Below are 20,860 nucleotides of genomic sequence, written 5' to 3'. Positions count from 1 at the left end.
CTTGAGGGAATGTGGCGATCCGGTGCCGGATCGCCGTGCTGCTGCTACCGAGACAGATTATTCTTCGCCGTCGTTGATGATGCGACGCGCGCCATTGAAGCGCTTTTTCCAGTACGCCACATCCATGTCTTCGATGCGCACCTGGCCGCCGGCCGATGGCGAGTGGATGAATTTCTTGTCGCCGAGATAAATGCCGACGTGCGAGAAACCGCGACGCAGCGTGTTATAGAACACCAGATCGCCGGGCTGCAAATCGACCTTTTCCACTTTTTCGCCGACGCGGCTGATTTCAGCCGAGGTCCGTGGCAAATCAGTGCCCCATGCTTCCTTGAATACATAACGCACCAGGCCGCTGCAATCGAGGCCGGTTTCCGGGGAGTTGCCGCCGTAGCGATAATTGATGCCCAACATGCTCAATGCCTGCACTGCCAGTTCCGACGCGCGGTTGGTAATGTCGTGCAGTTTGGTCAGGGCGATCTGGGTCTTGCTGGAAGAGGGGTCTTGCAGTGGAGGAGTATCGATGCTCCAGGCGGCGCTACTGAACCAGAATCCGGCAGCCAGCACGCAGGCTTGTGCGAGATGTCGTCGGGTTCGGGTAGGTCGGGATGTTGTCATCAGGCTACTTCCATTCAATATGACTGGAGGAATGTAAGCGAATTCCTACATCATGTCAAAAGCTAATTTCATGCCAGGTTGGCAAAGAAGCAATGCCGGCGCAGTTCCCAGGGCTGTTTTGCAGGGCTGGTAAATCTATATTGCGTGTCAAATCATTATTCTCGCCGTACAATCAGCGTTCATTTTTATGGGGATATCTATGCAATCGAAACCTTTCCTGTCTTTGGACGACCTGAAGAAAATCGCCGCCGCCGCGGAAGCTGAAGCCAAGGCCAATAACTGGGCCGTCACCATTTCCATCGTCGACGACGGCGGTCACTTGCTGTGGTTGCAACGCCTGGACGGCGCGGCACCGATTTCGGCGTACATTGCACCGGCCAAGGCCAAGACTGCCGCACTGGGTCGTCGCGAAACCAAGATTTACGAAGACATGATCAATAATGGTCGTTTTTCTTTCCTCAGCGCACCAGAATTGGAAGGCCTGCTCGAAGGCGGCGTGCCAATCGAAGTCAATGGTCAGTATGTTGGCGCCGTTGGCGTGTCGGGCGTGAAGTCGTCCGAAGATGTACAGATTGCCAAGGCCGGTATTGCCGCATTGGGTCTGTAAACAGCAGTTTGCCAGCCGCAAGGCCGGGCGTGAGGGTGCTCCGTCCTGACTTGTTTGCAGTGCATCAAGATGCGCGTTCCGGCGATCTCAGGATTGCTGGGGGGCGCATCTTGCGCTATAATTGCGCGGTTTAGCCAATTTATTCCGCCGTAGCGCATACCATACTTCCACCTCGTTCCGACAGACTCTGAAGACCGACCCGATTGGCAAGAATTTGCCGACAAGGCGCTTTCCCGGAGGTCGTTCTGGCGCGTCTGGTCCCACTAGCGGCGGTAACAATTCTCAGGAGTTACCCTTGCTGCCTTTTCTTTCCGGTCCATCCGTTCCGGCCATCCTCGCGCTAGCAGACGGGTCCATTTTTCTTGGTGAGTCCATCGGTGCCGCCGGTACCACCACCGGTGAAGTCGTGTTCAACACGGCCATGACCGGTTACCAGGAAATCTTGACCGATCCCAGCTACAGCCGCCAGATTGTTACCCTGACTTATCCGCATATCGGCAATACCGGTATCAATACCGAAGACGTCGAAGCGGCACAAATTCATGCTGCCGGCCTGATCATCAAGGATCTGCCGCGTCTGGTATCGAATTTCCGTTCCAAACAAACATTGAGTGAATATCTGCAAGCCAGCAATATCGTGGCGATTGCCGGTCTCGACACACGCAAGCTGACACGTATCCTGCGCGAAAAGGGTGCGCAGGGTGGCGCGATTGTCACCGGCGAGAAAGATGTCGAAGTCGCCAAGGCCAAGGCGCTGGAACTGGCGCGCGGCTTCCCGGGACTGGCCGGCATGGATCTGGCCAAGGTGGTGTCGGTCAAGCAAGCCTATAACTGGACTGAAACCGAGTGGAAGCTGGGCCGCGGTTATGGTCAGCAGATCACGCCGAAGTATCACGTGGTCGCCTTCGACTATGGCGTCAAGTACAACATCCTGCGCATGCTGGCCGAACGCGGTTGCAAAGTCACGGTATTGCCGGCGCAAGCTACGGCAGCCGAAGCACTGGCCCTGAATCCGGATGGCATTTTCCTGTCCAACGGTCCCGGCGATCCGGAACCTTGCGATTACGCCATCGCCACGTCCAAAGAATTGATCGAACGCGGCATTCCGACTTTCGGTATCTGCCTCGGCCATCAGATCATGGCGCTGGCCTCCGGTGCCAAGACCCTGAAGATGAAGTTCGGTCACCACGGTGCCAACCATCCGGTACAGGATCTGGATACCAAACAAGTATTGATTACTTCGCAAAATCACGGTTTCGCCGTCGATGCTGCCACGTTGCCTGCCAATTGCCGCGTCACGCACGTGTCGCTGTTCGATGGTTCGCTGCAGGGTTTTGCGCGTACCGACAAGCCTGCGTTCTGTTTCCAGGGTCACCCGGAAGCATCGCCAGGGCCACACGACATCGCCCCCTTGTTCGATAAATTTGTGGCGATGATGGAGAAAAAGAAACATGCCTAAGCGTACAGATATTAAAAGCATCCTGATCATCGGCGCGGGTCCGATCATCATCGGTCAAGCCTGTGAATTCGACTACTCCGGCGCGCAAGCCTGCAAGGCCCTGCGCGAAGAGGGTTACAAAGTCATTCTGGTCAACAGCAATCCGGCCACCATCATGACCGACCCGGAAATGGCCGATGTTACTTACATCGAGCCGATTACCTGGCAAGTGGTGGAGCGCATCATCGCCAAGGAAAAGCCGGACGCGATCCTGCCGACCATGGGTGGACAGACTGCGCTCAACTGCGCACTCGATCTGCACCGCAACGGCGTGCTGGAAAAATACGGTTGCGAACTGATCGGCGCTTCGCCGGAAGCCATCGACAAGGCGGAAGACCGCTCCAAGTTCAAGGACGCGATGACCAAGATCGGTCTCGGTTCGGCACGTTCCGGTGTGGCGCACACGCTGGAAGAATCATGGGCCGTGCAAAAGGGTCTCGGTTTCCCGGTCATCATCCGTCCGTCGTTCACGATGGGTGGCACCGGCGGCGGTATCGCCTACAACTCGGAAGAGTTCGAAACCATTTGCCGTCGCGGCCTGGAAGCATCGCCGACCTCCGAACTGCTGATTGAAGAATCGCTGATCGGCTGGAAAGAGTACGAAATGGAAGTGGTACGCGACAAGGCGGACAACTGCATCATCGTGTGCTCGATTGAAAATCTGGATCCGATGGGCGTGCATACCGGTGACTCGATCACCGTGGCGCCGGCGCAGACGCTGACCGATAAGGAATACCAGATCATGCGTAACGCCTCGCTGGCGGTGCTGCGTGAAATCGGTGTCGATACCGGCGGTTCCAACGTGCAGTTTTCGGTCAATCCGGCCGATGGCCGCATGATCGTCATCGAAATGAATCCACGCGTGTCGCGTTCGTCGGCGCTGGCGTCGAAGGCCACCGGTTTTCCGATTGCCAAGATTGCCGCCAAGCTGGCAGTCGGCTTCACGCTCGACGAATTGCGCAACGAAATCACCGGCGGTGCTACGCCGGCTTCGTTTGAGCCATCAATCGATTATGTGGTCACCAAGATTCCGCGTTTCGCATTCGAAAAATTCCCGCAAGCCGACAATCATCTGACAACCCAGATGAAGTCGGTCGGTGAAGTGATGGCGATTGGCCGTACCTTCCAGGAATCGTTCCAGAAAGCACTGCGCGGTCTGGAAGTCGGCGTCGACGGCATGAACGAAAAAACCACCGACCACGAAACCATCAAGGAAGAACTGGGCGAGCCGGGACCGGATCGTATCTGGTATGTCGGCGATGCATTCGCGCAAGGTTTCACGCTGGAAGAAGTGCATCAGCTGACTCACATCGATCCGTGGTTCCTGTCGCAAATCAAGGAAATCGTCGACATCGAATTGTGGTTGGAAGATGGTCAGACGCTGGAAGCGCTGGACAAGGAACTGTTGTTCAAGCTCAAGCAAAAGGGGTTTGCCGACCGTCGTCTGGCCAAGCTGCTCAAGACGACCGATACTGCGGTGCGCGAGAAGCGTCATGCACTCAATATCCGTCCGGTCTACAAGCGCGTTGATACCTGCGCCGGCGAATTCTCGACCAACACTGCTTACATGTACTCGACCTATGAGGAAGAGTGTGAATCGAAGCCGACCGACCGCAAGAAGATCATGGTGCTGGGCGGTGGTCCGAACCGTATCGGTCAGGGTATCGAATTCGATTATTGCTGCGTGCATGCGGCGCTGGCAATGCGTGAAGACGGCTATGAAACCATCATGGTCAACTGCAATCCGGAAACCGTGTCGACCGACTATGACACGTCCGACCGTCTGTATTTCGAATCGCTGACGCTGGAAGATGTGCTGGAAATCGTGGCGCTGGAAAAGCCTTACGGCGTGATCGTGCAGTACGGCGGCCAGACACCGTTGAAGCTGGCGCTCGATCTGGAAGCCAATGGCGTGCCTATCGTCGGTACCTCGCCGGACATGATCGATGCCGCTGAAGATCGCGAACGGTTCCAGAAGCTGTTGCACGATCTGGGTCTGCGTCAGCCGCCGAATCGTACTGCCCGGACCGAGGCCGATGCCTTGCGTCTGGCGCAGGAAATCGGTTATCCGCTGGTGGTGCGTCCTTCCTACGTGTTGGGTGGCCGCGCGATGGAAATCGTGCACGAGCAGCGCGACCTCGAGCGTTACATGCGCGAAGCCGTCAAGGTGTCGCATGATTCGCCGGTGTTGCTGGACCGCTTCCTCAACGATGCGATTGAAGTGGACGTCGACTGTCTGTCGGATGGCGAGCGTACCTTCATCGGCGGCGTGATGGAGCATATCGAACAAGCGGGTGTGCACTCGGGCGACTCGGCGTGCTCGTTGCCGCCCTATTCGCTGTCGAAGGAAATCATTGAAGAACTGAAGCGTCAGACTGCGCTGATGGCCAAGGGCCTGAACGTAGTTGGTCTGATGAACGTGCAGTTCGCGATTCAGCATGTCGATGGCCAGGATGTGGTGTTCGTGCTGGAAGTCAATCCGCGCGCTTCGCGTACCGTGCCGTTCGTTTCCAAGGCCACCGGTTTGCAACTGGCCAAGATTGCGGCACGTTGCATGGTCGGTCAGTCGCTGGAAAGCCAGGGCATCCGCAATGAAGTGATTCCGCCTTACTTCAGCGTCAAGGAAGCCGTGTTCCCGTTCGTCAAGTTCCCGGGCGTCGATACCATTCTCGGACCTGAGATGAAATCGACCGGCGAAGTGATGGGCGTGGGCAAGACTTTCGGCGAAGCGTTTGTCAAATCGCAACTCGGTGCCGGCGTTAAGTTGCCGACCTCGGGCAAGGTGTTCCTGAGCGTCAAGGGCAGCGACAAGCCGCGCGCAGTACAGGTTGCCAAGGATCTGGTGGCGCTGGGCTTCTCGATTGTGGCGACCAAGGGTACCGCAGCGGCAATCAGCGCTGCCGGCATTCCGGTCACGACCGTCAACAAGGTGGTCGAAGGTCGTCCGCATATCGTTGACATGGTCAAGAACAACGAGATTTCTCTGGTCGTCAATACGGTCGAAGAAAAGCGTACCGCGATTGCCGATTCGGGCGCGATCCGTACTTCCGCACTGGCAGCACGGGTGACAACCTTCACCACGATTGCCGGCGCCGAGGCTGCGGTCGAAGGTATGCGCCATCTGGATGCGTTGGATGTGTATGATTTACAAGGGCTGCATAAAGCTATACACTAAACCCACATTTCCATTTCATTGCTAAGTCACAGAGGGCATCTGAGTATTCGATGCCCTCTGTGACTTTTTAACTTGGTCGAGAATTATGAGTGTTCCACTTACAAAGTACGGTGCAGAGCTGCTGAAAGAAGAGTTGCAGCGCCTTAAAACCAAAGAACGTCAGGCAGTCATCAGTGCCATTGCGGAAGCCCGTGCGCACGGCGATTTGTCTGAAAATGCCGACTACGATGCGGCCAAAGAACGTCAGGCCTTTATCGAAGGCCGGATTGCCGACCTCGAAGGCAAGCTGGGCGCAGCGCTGATCATCGATCCGGCGACGCTGGCCGATGATGGCCGCGTGGTATTCGCATCGACTGTTGATCTGGAAAACCTCGACAGCGGCGAAAAGGTGACCTATCAGATCGTCGGTCTCGATGAAGCGGATATCAAGGAAGCCAAGGTCTCGGTAACGTCGCCGATCGCGCGCGCATTGATCGGCAAGAGCGCCGGTGATGTCGTCGCGGTGGAAGCGCCGTCGGGCGTGCGCGAATATGAAATTCTGCAAGTGCGTTACGTTTGATTCAGGTTTGATCTGATTGTGATTTGACCGGAGCCTGAAACAGGCGATCCGCAGCGAGCCGGGCAGGTGCCGGTACCGCGTTGAACGGATCGTTTTTCAGGCGGCAAATAAAAATGCCCGCGATTGCGGGCATGTTGTTTTCAGTCGCAGCGGGTTTGTCATTTACCCAGTTGCGATTTCTTCACACTCTTCTGACGCGGCTTGGCGCGTTTGATCGAGCCGCCGGCGGTAACGCGTTCGTTGCCCTTGAGCATGACCTTGCTGACGGTTGGCCGCTTGGTGCCACTCGGGCTCGGCTTGACGATGGTGACTTCGCGCATGCCCTTGCCACGGGTTTCGCTGCGTTCCTTGGCAGCATCCTTTTTCGGGCGGAACAAGACCAGCAATTTGCCGATGTGTTGTATCGGCGCTGCCTTGAGTTGTTCGCAGATGGTCTCGTAAATGGCAACGCGCGCTTCGCGGTCGTCGCCGAATACGCGTACCTTGATCAGGCCGTGTGAGCCCAGGCTGGCATCGATTTCCTTGACGACTGACGGTGTCAGTCCGCCTTCGCCGATGATGACGACAGGATTGAGCCCATGGGCTTCGGCGCGCAGTTCACTGCGCTCGGCGGGAGTAAGTTTCAGCATGAATGATGTCCGGGGACTAAGCGTTGATGCACTTAACTCTGTCCCTCAATATTTAAAACCAGTATTCTACGCGAATGGCAAAGAACAAATTAAACAAAAACTGGTTGCACGACCACATTAATGACCCGTATGTGAAGTTGGCGCAAAAGGAGGGCTATCGTGCCCGGGCCGCCTACAAGCTCAAGGAAATCGACGAAGACGAAAAGTTGATCAAGCCGGGCCAGGTGATTGTCGATCTCGGCAGCACCCCGGGCAGCTGGTCGCAATACGCGCGCAACAAGCTGGCCGGACTTGAGGGGGGCGGTATCCGCGGCACCATCATCGGCCTTGACCTGTTGCCGATGGAGCCGATTGCCGATGTGCATTTCATTCTCGGCGATTTCCGTGAAGACGATTCCGTGCGGCAACTGGAAGCGGTGCTGGATGGCCGTAAGGTCGATCTGGTGCTGTCCGACATCGCGCCCAATTTGTCGGGTGTGGCAATTGCCGATGCGGCGCGGGTCGAGCATATTATCGATCTGGCAATAGAATTCGCGCAATTGCACATGAAGCCGACCGGCTCGCTGCTGGTGAAGTGTTTCAATGGCACCGGCTATAACGAGTTATTGCATAAATTCCGTGCCGAATTCAAAGTTGTCATGTCCAAAAAGCCGAAGGCCAGCCGTGATAAATCCTCGGAAATTTTCCTTTTGGGGAAAATATTGAAAAATCCGCGATAAGTCTGCCGATTCCGGCATCTTTGTCCTTGATTTTGCGGTTTGCAGCCGCATATCCAGACAAGGAGATTGTCCGGTGCCCGCATGGGGCCGGAACAGCTTGTCCCGTATTGACATTGCCGCCGGTGCACGATTGACCGGTGCAGATGGTTTTCTAGTAAGCGCAGGTGAATCCGAGTAAAATCGGGCATATACAAGCTAAAGCGGCGCGTTCGCGTCGGAGGAGTTCTAGTGAACAACATGTTTTCCAAAGCCGCCATCTGGGTGGTGATCGCCCTGGTGCTGTTTATGGTCTTTAAACAGTTCGATAGCCGCAGTCTGGCAGTCGGGGCCAATCCGATCGCGTATTCCGACTTTATCAGCGAGGTCAAGGCGGGGCATATCAAAGATGCAACGATTGAAGATCGCAGTATCGTCGCCACAACGCAGGACGGCAAAAAGGTCAAGACGGCAGCAACTTATCTCGACCGTGGTCTGGTCGGCGATCTGTTGAACAATGGCGTCAAGTTCGATGTCAAGCAGCCTGAAGAACAGTCTTTCCTGTCGCAAGTGTTCATTTCCTGGTTCCCGATGCTGTTGCTGATCGGCGTCTGGGTATTCTTCATGCGTCAGATGCAGGGCGGCGGCAAGGGCGGCGCGTTTTCCTTCGGCAAGTCGAAGGCGCGCATGCTCGATGAAAACAGCAATTCGGTCACTTTCGCCGACGTCGCCGGTTGCGACGAAGCGAAAGAAGAAGTCTCCGAGCTGGTTGAATTCCTGCGCGACCCGACCAAGTTCCAGAAGCTGGGCGGCCGCATTCCTCACGGCGTGCTGATGGTGGGTCCTCCGGGTACCGGTAAGACCTTGCTGGCACGCGCTATCGCCGGCGAAGCAAAGGTACCGTTCTTCACGATCTCGGGTTCCGACTTCGTTGAAATGTTTGTTGGTGTCGGTGCATCGCGGGTGCGCGACATGTTCGAAAACGCCAAGAAACATGCACCTTGCATCATCTTCATCGATGAAATTGATGCGGTTGGCCGTCATCGCGGCGCCGGCATGGGCGGTGGTAACGATGAGCGCGAACAGACACTGAACCAGATGCTGGTCGAGATGGATGGTTTCGAAGCCAACTCCGGTGTGATCGTGATTGCCGCAACCAACCGTGCCGATGTACTGGACAAGGCGCTGCTGCGTCCGGGTCGTTTCGACCGTCAGGTGATGGTCGGTCTGCCGGACATCCGTGGTCGCGAACAGATTCTGTATGTCCACATGCGCAAGGTGCCTATCGCACCTGACGTCAAGGCCGATATCCTGGCCCGCGGCACACCCGGTTTCTCCGGTGCCGATCTGGCCAACCTGGTCAACGAAGCTGCATTGTTTGCCGCACGCCGCAACAAGCGTCTGGTCGAAATGCAGGATTTCGAAGATGCCAAGGACAAGATCGTCATGGGTCCGGAACGCAAGTCTGCCGTGATGCGCGAAGAAGAACGCCGCAACACTGCGTATCATGAATCGGGTCACGCCGTGGTTGCCAAGTTGCTGCCGAAGGCCGATCCGGTGCACAAGGTAACGATCATGCCGCGCGGCTACGCACTGGGTCTGACCTGGCAGTTGCCGGAACATGACCGCGTCAATATGTACAAGGACAAGATGCTGGAAGAAATCGCCATCCTGTTCGGTGGACGTATTGCCGAAGAAATCTTCATGCATCAGATGTCGACCGGCGCTTCCAATGACTTCGAGCGCGCCACGAAACTGGCACGGGCGATGGTCACCCGCTACGGTATGTCCGAAACACTGGGCACCATGGTGTACGAAGATACCGAGCAAGATGCGTATTTTGGTCGCATGGCTTCGAAGACCGTGTCGGAAGCGACACAACAAAAGGTGGATACCGAAATCCGCAATATTCTGGATACCCAGTACGCGCTGTCGCGCAAACTGCTGGAAGAAAATCGCGACAAGGTTGAGTTGATGGCGCAGACCCTGCTGGATTGGGAAACCATTGATGCTGATCAGATCAATGACATCATGGACGGCAATCAGCCTCGGCCACCGAAAGCCGGCCTGCCAGTCAAGAAGTCGTCGTCTGACAACAACACACCTGGCGATGTCTCGCCAAGTGCCACGGCACCAGCCTGATACGATCAGGATGCGTCGCGGTAACTAAGCAAGCACGCCCCCGGGGTGAGGAGTAATCCTCGCCCTTTTTCTTTGCTGCAACGGTTTGCGGGCATCGCCCCGGACTGGCAGCCCCCCAGCCGGATGCACCACCCAGAATGAGTCAACAGTTTCTTCAATGCGGACGTTATCGTCTGTCCACGCAGCCGGGGCACAAGCCGCTGGTGATGGGTATTCTCAATGTCACGCCCGATTCGTTTTCGGACGGCGGCAATTTCTATTCGCTGGAATTCGCTTTATCCCGTGCCGAGCAAATGATCGCCGATGGTGTCGATATCATCGATATCGGTGGCGAGTCGACGCGACCCGGGATTGCCCCGTTGTCGCTCGATGAAGAATTGCGGCGAGTGATGCCGGTCATCTATGCCTTGCGCGATTGCGGCAAACCGCTGTCAATCGATACCTATAAACCGCAAGTGATGCGCGAAGCACTGCTGGCCGATGTCGACATGATCAACGACATCAATGGCTTCCGTGCGCCTGGTGCGATTGAAGCCGTGGCCGACAGCGATGCCGGGCTGTGCATCATGCACATGCAAGGCGAACCGCAAACCATGCAGCAGCAACCGGTCTATGCCGACGTGGTGCAGGAAGTCACCGCCTTTCTGCAACAACGCGTGACAGCGCTGGAAGCCGGCGGCGTGCGGCGTGAGCGCTTGTGTATCGACCCGGGCTTCGGCTTCGGTAAAAGCCTGGAACATAATCTGGCGTTGCTGACTCATACGCGTCAGATGATCGATACCTTGCAATTACCCTTGCTGGCCGGGATGTCGCGCAAATCGATGATTGGCGCGCTTACCGGCAAGCCGCTGGAGCAGCGTCTGGCCGGCAGTATCGGCGCCGCCTTGGCAGCGGCGGCGCAAGGTGCGATGATTATTCGTGTGCATGATGTGGCGGAGACGGTCGATGCCCTGGATGTCTGGCGTGCAGGCATGGGCGCGGTGTGAATTGATTAACGACAAAAACAGAGAGTGACTATGGCTGCAAAATATTTCGGTACCGATGGCGTGCGCGGACTGGTCGGTGAATTGCCGATCACACCGGATTTTGTGATGCGCCTGGGCTATGCCGCAGGCAAGGTACTGACCAAGTCGGTGCCGCAGTCGACCAAGCCGACGGTACTGATCGGCAAGGACACGCGGATTTCCGGTTATATGCTGGAAGCCGCACTGGAAGCCGGATTCGCCGCTGCCGGTGTCGATGTGATGCTGGCCGGCCCGGTGCCGACGCCGGCCGTAGCGTATCTGACACGCGCCTTGCGCTTGTCCGCCGGGGTCGTGATTTCAGCCTCGCACAATCCGTTTCACGACAACGGCATCAAATTTTTCTCGGCATCCGGCAATAAATTGCCTGATGCAGTCGAAGCGGAAATTGAGGCTGAACTGGAAACGCCGATGGCGTGCGTATCGTCGGAAAAGCTGGGCAAAGCCCGGCGTCTCGACGATGCCCAGGGCCGCTATATCGAATTTTGCAAGAGCACTTTCCCGAACGCGCTGGACTTGCGCGGCATGACGATTGTGGTCGACTGCGCCCACGGCGCCGCCTACAACATCGCGCCGCATGTATTCCATGAGCTCGGTGCGGAAGTCATCGTCATCGGCAATCAGCCCAACGGACTCAATATCAACGACGGCTTCGGCGCCACCGCGCCGGATGCGCTGGCGAAGTCGGTACGCGCCAATCACGCCGATGTCGGCATCGCGCTCGATGGCGACGCCGACCGTCTGGTCATGGTCGATGCCGCCGGTCGTATCTATAACGGCGATGAGTTGCTGTACGTGATGGTGAAAGATCGCATGAGCAGCGGACCGGTGGCCGGTGCAGTCGGCACGCTGATGACCAATATGGCGCTGGAAGTCGCCTTCAAGAAAATGGGCATCGGTTTTGCGCGCGCCAAAGTGGGTGACCGTTATGTGCTGGAAACGCTGCAGGAGCGCGGCTGGCAATTGGGTGGCGAAGGTTCGGGACACTTGCTGTGCCTGGACAAGCATACGACCGGCGACGGTATCGTCTCGGCCCTGCAGGTATTGTCGGCGCTCAAGCGTGCCGGTCAGTCGCTGGCGGAATTGACTGCCGATATTCGTCTGTATCCGCAATCGCTGATCAATGTCAGGATCGCCCCCGGTTTCGACTGGAAAAACCATGCCGGCATGCAGGCAGAAAAAGATGCTGTTGAGCAAGAGTTGGGTGACGCCGGGCGGGTCTTGATCCGGGCCTCGGGCACCGAGCCGCTGATCCGTGTCATGGTTGAGGCGCAGAATGCCGATACCGCGTACAGCATGGCCAGACGCATTGCGGATAAAGTTACGGCGGTCTGACGCGCATGTCGAAAAATCAGGTCCATATATTATTGGTTGAGGATGAGCCCAGCATCGCCGAGTTGTTGCGCTTCACCTTGCATGACGCAGGTTTTCTGATCAGTATCGCCAGCGACGCGGCACAGGCGCGCAAGCTGGTGGCGGCATCCTTGCCGCATGCAGTATTGCTGGACTGGATGCTGCCCGATACTTCCGGTCTGGGGTTGCTGTCGGAATGGCGCAGGGATGCGCGTACCGCAGCGTTGCCGGTCATCATGCTGACCGCCAAGGGCATGGAAGAAGACAAGGTCAAGGGACTCAACGAAGGTGCCGACGACTATGTGACCAAGCCATTCTCGCCGAAGGAACTGGTAGCGCGGGTGCAGGCTTTGCTCCGCCGCAAGATGCCGGAAGTCGGGCAGCAAACGCTGACCTACGGTGTGGTGGGAATCGACAGCGATGGACATCGGGTGACGATCAATCAGCAGGAAGTGGAGCTGGATCAGGCTGAGTTCAAATTGCTGCGCTATCTGGTCGCGCATCCGGAACGGATTTTTTCACGCTCGCAATTGCTCGACAAGGTCTGGGGTGATCACACGTTCATCGAAGAACGGACCGTCGATGTGCACATCATGCGTTTGCGCAAATCGCTGGGTGCCGCTGCTGACTACGTCAAGACGGTGCGCGGCATCGGCTACAAACTGAGTATGGATGACAAGGGCTGATCAGCCTGATTGAGGTGCAGGAATGCGATCTGCATTCCTGCACTTGTGCACCAGCTCAATCCAGAGGAATCGACCGGTAGCGGTTGACTTCAACCGGCGACACGAAACCGGCGCGATTATTCCAACTGTTGCGTATGTAGGACACCACGGCCGCCACTTCCTGATCGCTGAGTACCTGACCGAACGGCGGCATGCCGTAAGGACGCGGATTGCCGGTGGTCGATGGCGGGTAGCCGCCGTTGAGCACCATGCGGATCGGATTGACGGCGGAGTTCATGGTGAGCGCGCGGTTGCCATTGAGTGGCGGATACGCGGGCGGGATGCCTTCGCCGCCAGCCTTATGGCATTCCATGCACTGGTTTTCATAAATCTTGCCGCCCAGCGCCATAATGCGATCCGCTTCGCTTTTGCTCGGCTGGCCGCTGTCACTGGCGGGTGGCGGATCATTTTGCGGCAAGGACTTCAAATATACCGCCATCGATTTGACATCGTTGTCGGTCAGATGCTGCAAGCTTTGGCTGACCACTTCCGCCATCGGACCGAACACGGTGCTGCGTTCCGAGACGCCGGTCTTGAGCAGGGCCGTGATGTGGTCGATTTCCCAATTGCCGAGACCGGCTTCGGCATCCGAGGTCAGCGAGGGCGCGTACCAGTTCATGATCGGAATCAGGCCGCCGGCCAGATCGGATTTGTCGACCGTAGCGCCGAATGCATTGCGCGTGGTGTGGCAGGCGCTGCAATGACCGAGACCCTGTACCAGATACGCGCCACGATTCCATTCGACCGACTGCGTGCCTTCCGGACGATAGACGCCCGGCGTGAAATACAGTGCGCGCCAGCCGGCCAGCAAGATCCGGTAATTGTAGGGAAAACGCAAGGCATGTTCGGCGCTGACCTGATTCACCGGTGGAATGGTTTTCATGTAGGCAAACAGCGCATCCGAATCTTCGCGGGTCACTTTCGTGTAGTTCGGATACGGGAAGGCCGGATAGAGAAAACGTCCGTCCTTCGATTTGCCGTTGTGCAGGGCGCGCCAGAAATCATTGGTGCTCCAGTTGCCCAGGCCATGTTCCGGATCAGAAGTGATGTTCGGTGCATACATGGTGCCGAACGGTGTCGGGATGGCACGGCCACCGGCATATTCCTTGCCGCCGCGGGCAGTGTGGCAAGCCATGCAATCGCCGGCGCGCGCCAGATAGCTGCCGCGTTCGATCTGTTGTGCGGAGGTCAGTGTGCTCGGTGTCGGCGGTGGGCCGCTGTCTTCGTCAAAAAACTGCTTGCCGATGAGAATGACAGGAACGGCAATGATCAGCGCCAGGATTAACAGCAAAATTCGTTTCATCGATGGCCCCTTGTTATTCTGGAACACTGCCGCAAGCGATCGGCAGTTTGGTGGTCAGGGCGGCAGCCGGCTTGGCGCCGGCCGGAACTGACTGGGCCGCGAGCCAGGCGCTGGCGGCGTTGATGTCTTCCAGTGACAATTTTTCCGTGATGTGCGACATGCAATCCGGTGCCTTGGCTTTGCGTACCCCGTTTTTCCATGCGCCGAACTGGGCGTTGATGTAGTCGCGCGGCAAGCCGATCAAACCGGGAATGGCCGGAGCCACGCCGGTCAAGGCTTGACCGTGGCAGGCTACGCAGGCCGGGATTTTTTTGCCGGCATCACCATTCCAGACCAGTTCGCGTCCGCGTGCCAGCGTGGCGGCAGACGCGTCGGTTGGTTGCGGTGCCGGATACGGCGGATGCTGTTCAGAAAAATAGCGTGCAATTTCATGCAGATAGGCATCAGACATGTGATCCAGCATGTAGGTCATCAACGGGTATTGACGCCGGCCATCGCGGAAATTGGTGAGCTGGTTGTAGAGATAGCCTTCCGGCTTGCCGGCGATGCGCGGATAGTAACCGTCGGTGGTCGCGCGGCCTTCTTTGCCATGGCAGGCGGTACAGGCCACGGCGCGTTGCGCAATGGTGTCCGGCAAGACGGATTCGGCGCGGCTGCCGGTGGCTGTGGCGAGACCGCCAAGCAGCAGTGCGGCGCACAGAAAACCTCCGCGTAAAGCGGTCAGGCTGGTGGTAGTTTGCATAATCAGGCGAGCCATATAAAAAGCAGTATCAGAAACGGGAGAGCGATACCGTACCGGGGACGTGTCGCACCGGTCTTGTTGCCGGTTGCCGGTAGTTGTTAGCATAGCGCCGCCATTGTATCGGATGTACGCCATCCGGTAGCCTTACACAGGCTGGCGGAAAAAGACAGTACAGTACTGTTCTGCCATGAGGCTTGGTGGTATCGTGACAGTCGCCAGTGCAGTGGCCCACGATTTTGGAGAAATATCATGTCCGCCGACATTCCGGAGACCAATCCGGCAGATTCCCGGAAGTTCGAGCAAGCCTTGATCGCCGAGCGGCCGATGCTGGTCAAGTTTGCCCGTCTGCATCTGAGCGAAGCGCTGGCCGAAGATGCCGCTCAGGATGCGATCATTGCGGCATTGCAAAGTGCGGCGTCATTTAGCGGCAAATCGTCATTGCGCACCTGGCTGGTCGGTATCCTCAAATACAAGATCATCGATCTGATCCGCAAGGAAAAGAAGTACGTGCATGCCGGTGCCGATGAGGTCGGCGACCCGGCCGACTTCGATGTCTTGTTCGATGCCTCCGGTCACTGGGAAGAGGCGCCCGCGGACTGGGGCAACCCGGCCGATACCTTGCAGCAGTCGCAGTTTTTCGATGTCATGGATTTTTGCGTCAACAAGCTGTCGCCGGTGATGGCGCGCGTATTTTCCATGCGCGAAATTTTCGATTTCGAGATCGCAGAAATCTGCACGGAGCTGCGCATCACAACCAGTAACTGCAGCGTATTGTTGTATCGCGCCCGCATGCAATTGCGCCTGTGTCTGGATAAAAACTGGTTTGCCGGCACCTGATGCCGAATGATGGCGGTGGGTTCAGCTGATATTGAATACGTCGAACTCGCAGTTTCTGATGCTGAACAGCGGCAGATCACAGGTATCGGTATTCCAGATTTTTTGCCCGGCGCCAAGAATGCAGGTCTTGCCGATTTTTTTCCACTGCGTCTGCTTTCCCAGCTTGAGTGCATCCGGAGTGGATGCCGAGATCGGATAGCGCGCCGGAATGAACCCGCTGATGCTGGCATTGTTGCGCAGACGAATGCGAGCCGGCAGCCAGATCAGTTCCAGCAACGAGCTCGGTTGCGACAGAGAAAACTCACGTATTTGCGCAAACGGCAGCCACAGGTATTGGCCATTGAACACCAACTCACAGGCTGGACCCAGACGGGTATCGCCGTCGGTCATCCAACTGAAACGGCCCAGATTGCATGCGCCGGGCGTGTCTTTTATCAGTGAGAACGCCGTTTCACGCGCCGCATCTGCTAAATCTGTAGCGCCATTTTCCTGATGTTGCAAGGCGGTGATCCAGTGCGGTCCCCAATTCGGGGTCGTATTGAAAAACGTCGGCGGACAATGCCCTTGCAGGATTTCAGTACGCAGATTTTCGCTGCGCAACAGTTGGCGATACGCTTGCGCAAGCTTGTGCATGTCAGGATTGAGTTGGGCACAGAGCTGCAATTGCCTGACCGCACGCGACCATGAACCATCGATACACAGACACTGGAACAGCACCAGCCGCGCTTCAAGGCTGGCGGGCATGGCGACGACACGCGACTCCATTTCCGCAATGGCGGCGGCAATCGATTCCTTGAGCAACGAATCGGAAATCACGCGGCTATGAAGCGCCCGGTTTTTGTCACTGATCATTTTCAGCAGGTTCATGTATTTGCAAGCAGTCCGGTGGTCGGTGGTGATAATCCAAAATCTGCATCGGCGGTTTTTTGCTCTGCGAGGTATCCCGATGCAACCTCAATCCACTCCCATACTTCGTCTTTTCCGGCGCGTGAAATATCAATATATGTCGATTTCTGCCGTGTTTTTATTCCCGCATCGACAGCGTCGCCTGCAGGCATGGAAACGCCCGCCCGAGGGGAGAGGAGTGGCGTGCTTGCCAATAATAAAACGCTTGTCAGCCGCTTCGGCGGGAATGTCGGACGGCAGGTTCTTTTTGAGAAAATTCTTATGTTGGCGGTTTCGCTGCATCTTGATAATCAATACATCGGAGCAAACGATGTATTTCAGGCGTCTGCATTGCGGGTTTGGAGCAAGGAGTGATGCATGTCTTCAGGGTTACTGACTATTCTGATTTCCAGTGCGCCGCGGCGGTCATCACTGTGGTGTCGCGTGATGGCATTTCGCTTTCGCGTACGTTGCGATGCAGGTATGCCGCGTCAGGGGACTGGAACGGCAGGAGTGGATGGCGCAAAGAAATTTTTGAAACGAAACCGCAAGGCCAAGCGTCATGGAGGGCATGCAGTGAAGATATATCGATGTGAAAAAGAGTTGGGTTTGCCGTTCCTGCAGGCCGGATTTCCTGATGTCGGACGCAATGCGGATGACCTGTTGCCAGCCATCGATGACGAGAAATTCATCGACATCGATATCGATAATTTTGATGAGCGGATCAAAGCCATGAAGCCGCGCAACAACGCTCCTGAAGCGAATGTTGCTGGCGTCAACCTGCCATTGAGTCCGAATGCCGGTGCTGATAACCTCGATCGCCTGTTGGCGGTGGATATGGCCAACAAAGTGGATATATTGAGAAAGCTGCTCGATACCCGGTTGCAACCGGGGCAGTTGCAGCGTTATGCCGATGGCGGGCAGGGCGCGCAGGCGTTGCTGTTGCAATTGTCGAACGACAAGGCGCTGCTGAATTTTCTGGTGCAGATGGGGCAATGGTATGACGAAGATGAATCTGCCGCAGCGCCGTTGCATCCGGATGATATCTCGGGCAGGTGAGGCGCCTGGCGCCGCGGTGGAGTCCGGTTGCGGCCTGACCGGTGTCAATTGCAACTTTCCATCCTTTCCGCCAGCGGCTACAATAGCAAGCTGTTGCCCCCGTAGCTCAGTGGATAGAGCGATCCCCTCCTGAATGTTGGGCACCGGCCTCCGAAAGGTGCCGTGTGAATGGAGTCAAATTCGGTGAACCCTGACAGCGTCAAGGCTGCTGGCAATACCGAGCCAAGCGGTGCGGAACATTGCACTGAAGGTGTAGAGACTAGACGGCTCCGGCCTTCGGATTGAGGTCCATGGTCAAGGTATAGTCCAGACCACAAACAACTTGTTGGTGGCGGAAGCCATAGTGGTATGAAGGGATAGGTCACACGTTCGATCCGTGTCGGGGGCACCAGAGTTAAAAAAAAGCGCAGAAGAAATCTTCTGCGCTTTTTTGTTTTGTGCGACGCCGCTGCGGTCAATGCCCCTGATAGGTTTTGTCGCGTTCGATTTGTTCCGGTGTCGGCGCTGGTGTATTGCTGTTCCAGCCACTCTGGCCCGGATTCCAGCCAAAGAAGCTGGAAATCGCATCCACCGCATCAAGTCCCAGATTGGTGTTGAAACCATTGCCGGGCGTGAAGTTGTCGTAATACGGTTCGTTGTCGATGAACTTGATGCCGGCCGGTACCGGCATGTCGAAATTAGGCGTGCCTTTCAGGGCTTGTCCCATGTAATCGACCCAGATCGGCAACGCCAGTTGCGCGCCAAATTCCTTGGTGCCCAGGCTCTTCGGTTGATCGTAGCCCATCCACACGACGGTCGCCAGTGTCCGCTGATAGCCGGCAAACCAGCCGTCGATGGCGTCATTGGTGGTACCGGTTTTACCCGCCAGATCGGCCCGCCCCAGGGTATTGCTGCGAGCGCCGGTGCCGCGCTGGGCAACGCTCTGCAACAAGCTGGTCATGATGTAGCTGTTGCGGGCATCGATGGCGCGTGGCGCATTGACTTCCACCACCAAGGGATCGGCCTTGGACAACACCTTGCCCCGGGCATCGGAAATCTGGGTAATCAGATAGGGGTTGACCTTGTAGCCACCGTTGGCCAGTACCGCATAAGCCGCCGTCAGTTGCAGTGGCGTGGTTTGCCCGGCGCCGAGTGCCATTGGCAGATACGGCGGCGTCTTGTCCAGATCGAATCCGAAGTGACTGGTGATGAAGTCCTGCGCATACTTGACGCCAATGGCGTCGAGCATGCGGATGGCGACCAGATTGACCGATTTTTGCAAGGCTGTGCGCATCGATATCGGGCCGGCCGGAGTTTCATCGTCTTTCGGTTCCCAGTTCGGCTGACCGGCACCGGCAGGATAAGAGGCCGGCGCATCGTTGATGATACTGGCCGGGCCGTATCCTTTTTCCAGTGCCGCCGAATAGATGAATGGCTTGAATGTCGAGCCGGGTTGACGCCAGGCTTGCGTGGCGTGGTTGAAGTTGTTTTGGGTGAAGTCGAAGCCGCCCACCAGCGCCCGGATTGCACCGTTTTGCGGGGTGACCGATACCAGCGTGGCTTCGACTGCCGGCAATTGCACGATTTGCCAGTTCTTCTTGTTGTCTTGCATGACGCGGATCACGGCGCCGGGTGCAATCTGCACGTCTTTCTTGGCCTTCGGGCTCAGTGCTGCTGCCACGAAACGCAAGGCCTCGCCGCTGATATTGATCCTGTCGCCGCTGCGCAGTACTGCCTGCACCTGTTTGCTGTCGGCGGCCACGACGACGGCGGCCAGAATGTCGTCATTGTCGGGGTGATCGTCCATCGCGTCATCGATGGCCTGACTGCGTTCGCTTTCATCGGCCGGCAAGACGATGGTTTCTTCCGGGCCACGGTAACCGTGACGGCGGTCGTAATCCAGCACGCCCTTGCGCAAGGCATCGTAGGCGGCTTTCTGATTGGCGGCGTTGATGGTGGTGGTGACGATCAGGCCGTGGGTGTAGGTGTCTTCCTTGTATTGGGCGTAGACCATCTGCCGCACCATTTCGTTGACATACTCGGCGTGCACATTGTATTGATTGCCCGGGCTGCGCACCTTGATGTCTTCCTTGATCGCGCTTTCATATTGCCCCGGCGTGATGTATTCCAGATCGCGCATGCGTTGCAGGATGTATTGCTGACGAATATGGGCGCGTTTCGGATTGACCACCGGGTTGTACGCCGAGGGGGCCTTGGGCAAGCCGGCCAGCATGGCGGCCTGGGCCAGCGTCACATCTTTCAGGTCTTTGCCAAAATAGGTGCGTGCTGCTGCGGCAAAGCCGAATGCGCGTTGTCCCAGATAAATCTGGTTCATGTAGACCTCCAGAATCTGGTCTTTGGTCAATGCGCCTTCGATCTTGTTGGCGAGCAATACTTCATACAATTTGCGCGACAGGGTTTTTTCTTTGGTCAGAAAGACGTTGCGCGCTACCTGCATGGTGATGGTGCTGGCGCCCTGGCTGGCGTGACCGCGCAGGACATCGGTCGCAATCGCGCGGGCAATGCCCAGATAATCAATGCCGCCATGTTGGTAAAAGCGCGCATCTTCAATTGCCAGCACCGCATTTTTCATGTCGGCAGGAATATCGTCGAGCTTGACCAGATTGCGTTTTTCTTCCCCGAACTCGCCCAGCAGGACGTTATCGGCGGAGTAAATGCGCAGCGGGATTTTGGGCCGGTAGTCAGTAATCACGTCCAGCGAAGGCAGGCGTGGCGTAATGAAGATCAGGGCGTAAGCGATGATGAGCGCACCGGCGATCACCAGGCCCAAAAACGAAAGCAGCAGGAATTTCGCGATATTGGGATTGAGAAAGCCGCGTTGCCGGGCGATAACGCGCAAAGATGGGATAAAACGCATGTGTATGTGTGGTCGAAGGGGTGCCGTATCTTACAACAGGAGCCTGACCCGCGACGAAATGGATAGTGCCAGTTGGGAGTCAGGTCACGGGAAATCGTTCGGCTGATGTTGTTTCCAGATGTGAGGGACTTTGCTTATATGGCAACATGTTGACGAC

General features: G+C 56.9%; 18 protein-coding genes. 12 read left to right on the top strand and 6 right to left on the bottom strand.

Annotation, left to right across the window (positions count from 1 at the left end; genetic code table 11):
* Nucleotides 1-57: 57 nt before the first annotated feature.
* On the bottom strand, nt 58-615 hold the full coding sequence (locus tag AKL27_RS03170) for a C40 family peptidase (protein WP_050461311.1): 558 nt from the start codon (nt 613-615) through the stop codon (nt 58-60).
* Between the two features lie 199 nt (nt 616-814).
* Here AKL27_RS03170 and AKL27_RS03165 point away from each other — a divergent pair, with 199 nt between their 5' ends.
* The 4 genes from AKL27_RS03165 (at nt 815) to greA (ending at nt 6,454) form a co-directional block, all read left to right on the top strand.
* Nucleotides 815-1,222: a GlcG/HbpS family heme-binding protein gene (locus AKL27_RS03165; RefSeq protein ID WP_050461310.1), complete on the top strand. Its 408-nt coding sequence runs from the start codon at nt 815-817 to the stop codon at nt 1,220-1,222.
* Between the two features lie 295 nt (nt 1,223-1,517).
* Entirely contained in the window at nt 1,518-2,681 is a 1,164-nt protein-coding gene (carA, locus tag AKL27_RS03160) for a glutamine-hydrolyzing carbamoyl-phosphate synthase small subunit (protein WP_050461308.1), read from the top strand.
* A complete protein-coding gene (gene carB, locus AKL27_RS03155; protein WP_050461307.1) occupies nt 2,674-5,895 on the top strand; it encodes a carbamoyl-phosphate synthase large subunit in 3,222 nt (1,073 codons plus the stop codon). Before carA ends, carB begins: the two co-directional genes overlap by 8 nt.
* A gap of 82 nt (nt 5,896-5,977) precedes the next feature.
* Nucleotides 5,978-6,454 carry a transcription elongation factor GreA gene (gene greA / locus AKL27_RS03150; RefSeq protein ID WP_050461306.1) on the top strand — a complete coding sequence of 159 codons (477 nt, stop codon included), beginning with the start codon at nt 5,978-5,980 and terminating at the stop codon, nt 6,452-6,454.
* Nucleotides 6,455-6,612: 158 nt separating this feature from the next.
* Here the strand turns inward: greA and yhbY are convergent, their stop codons facing one another.
* The gene (gene yhbY / locus AKL27_RS03145) at nt 6,613-7,083 is read right to left on the bottom strand and encodes a ribosome assembly RNA-binding protein YhbY (RefSeq protein ID WP_050461304.1); all 471 of its coding nucleotides are present in this window, start codon (nt 7,081-7,083) and stop codon (nt 6,613-6,615) included.
* A gap of 74 nt (nt 7,084-7,157) precedes the next feature.
* Here yhbY and AKL27_RS03140 point away from each other — a divergent pair, with 74 nt between their 5' ends.
* The 5 genes from AKL27_RS03140 to AKL27_RS03120 all read left to right on the top strand — a co-directional run bounded on the left by AKL27_RS03140 (nt 7,158) and on the right by AKL27_RS03120 (nt 12,981).
* Complete coding sequence (locus tag AKL27_RS03140) at nt 7,158-7,802, top strand: RlmE family RNA methyltransferase (RefSeq protein WP_050461303.1); 645 nt, start codon at nt 7,158-7,160, stop codon at nt 7,800-7,802.
* 228 nt (nt 7,803-8,030) lie between these two features.
* Entirely contained in the window at nt 8,031-9,920 is a 1,890-nt protein-coding gene (gene ftsH, locus AKL27_RS03135; protein WP_050461302.1) for an ATP-dependent zinc metalloprotease FtsH, read from the top strand.
* Between the two features lie 137 nt (nt 9,921-10,057).
* Nucleotides 10,058-10,906, top strand: coding sequence for a dihydropteroate synthase (gene folP, locus AKL27_RS03130; protein ID WP_050461301.1), 849 nt, complete (start codon nt 10,058-10,060; stop codon nt 10,904-10,906).
* 30 nt (nt 10,907-10,936) lie between these two features.
* Nucleotides 10,937-12,277, top strand: a complete 1,341-nt coding sequence (gene glmM / locus AKL27_RS03125; RefSeq protein WP_050461300.1) for a phosphoglucosamine mutase — start codon at nt 10,937-10,939, stop codon at nt 12,275-12,277.
* A 5-nt stretch (nt 12,278-12,282) separates the two neighbouring features.
* Nucleotides 12,283-12,981, top strand: coding sequence for a winged helix-turn-helix domain-containing protein (locus AKL27_RS03120; RefSeq protein ID WP_050461299.1), 699 nt, complete (start codon nt 12,283-12,285; stop codon nt 12,979-12,981).
* A gap of 55 nt (nt 12,982-13,036) precedes the next feature.
* On the opposite strand, the gene AKL27_RS03115 is transcribed toward AKL27_RS03120, so the two are convergent.
* Together AKL27_RS03115 and AKL27_RS03110 are read right to left on the bottom strand one after the other, a co-directional pair.
* Nucleotides 13,037-14,323, bottom strand: coding sequence for a c-type cytochrome (locus tag AKL27_RS03115; protein ID WP_050461298.1), 1,287 nt, complete (start codon nt 14,321-14,323; stop codon nt 13,037-13,039).
* A gap of 13 nt (nt 14,324-14,336) precedes the next feature.
* Nucleotides 14,337-15,080 (bottom strand): c-type cytochrome, encoded by a 744-nt coding sequence (locus AKL27_RS03110; RefSeq protein WP_232310884.1) that lies wholly within the window; start codon nt 15,078-15,080, stop codon nt 14,337-14,339.
* 234 nt (nt 15,081-15,314) lie between these two features.
* On the opposite strand from AKL27_RS03110, the gene AKL27_RS03105 reads away from it, so the two are divergent.
* Complete coding sequence (locus tag AKL27_RS03105) at nt 15,315-15,902, top strand: sigma-70 family RNA polymerase sigma factor (protein ID WP_083438840.1); 588 nt, start codon at nt 15,315-15,317, stop codon at nt 15,900-15,902.
* A 21-nt stretch (nt 15,903-15,923) separates the two neighbouring features.
* On the opposite strand, the gene AKL27_RS03100 is transcribed toward AKL27_RS03105, so the two are convergent.
* On the bottom strand, nt 15,924-16,718 hold the full coding sequence (locus AKL27_RS03100; RefSeq protein ID WP_198155874.1) for a type VI secretion system accessory protein TagJ: 795 nt from the start codon (nt 16,716-16,718) through the stop codon (nt 15,924-15,926).
* Nucleotides 16,719-16,724: 6 nt separating this feature from the next.
* On the opposite strand from AKL27_RS03100, the gene AKL27_RS28085 reads away from it, so the two are divergent.
* Together AKL27_RS28085 and AKL27_RS03090 are read left to right on the top strand one after the other, a co-directional pair.
* A complete protein-coding gene (locus tag AKL27_RS28085; protein WP_198155873.1) occupies nt 16,725-17,162 on the top strand; it encodes a hypothetical protein in 438 nt (145 codons plus the stop codon).
* A 3-nt stretch (nt 17,163-17,165) separates the two neighbouring features.
* Complete coding sequence (locus AKL27_RS03090; RefSeq protein ID WP_083438839.1) at nt 17,166-17,846, top strand: type VI secretion system contractile sheath small subunit; 681 nt, start codon at nt 17,166-17,168, stop codon at nt 17,844-17,846.
* 454 nt (nt 17,847-18,300) lie between these two features.
* Here the strand turns inward: AKL27_RS03090 and AKL27_RS03085 are convergent, their stop codons facing one another.
* Entirely contained in the window at nt 18,301-20,703 is a 2,403-nt protein-coding gene (locus AKL27_RS03085) for a penicillin-binding protein 1A (RefSeq protein ID WP_050461294.1), read from the bottom strand.
* Nucleotides 20,704-20,860 lie beyond the last annotated feature (157 nt).

Source organism: Herbaspirillum autotrophicum (assembly GCF_001189915.1).
Lineage (GTDB): Bacteria > Pseudomonadota > Gammaproteobacteria > Burkholderiales > Burkholderiaceae_D > Herbaspirillum > Herbaspirillum autotrophicum.
The sequence above is the reverse complement of the archived record's forward strand: the minus strand, read 5'-3'. Positions and strand labels throughout refer to the sequence as shown.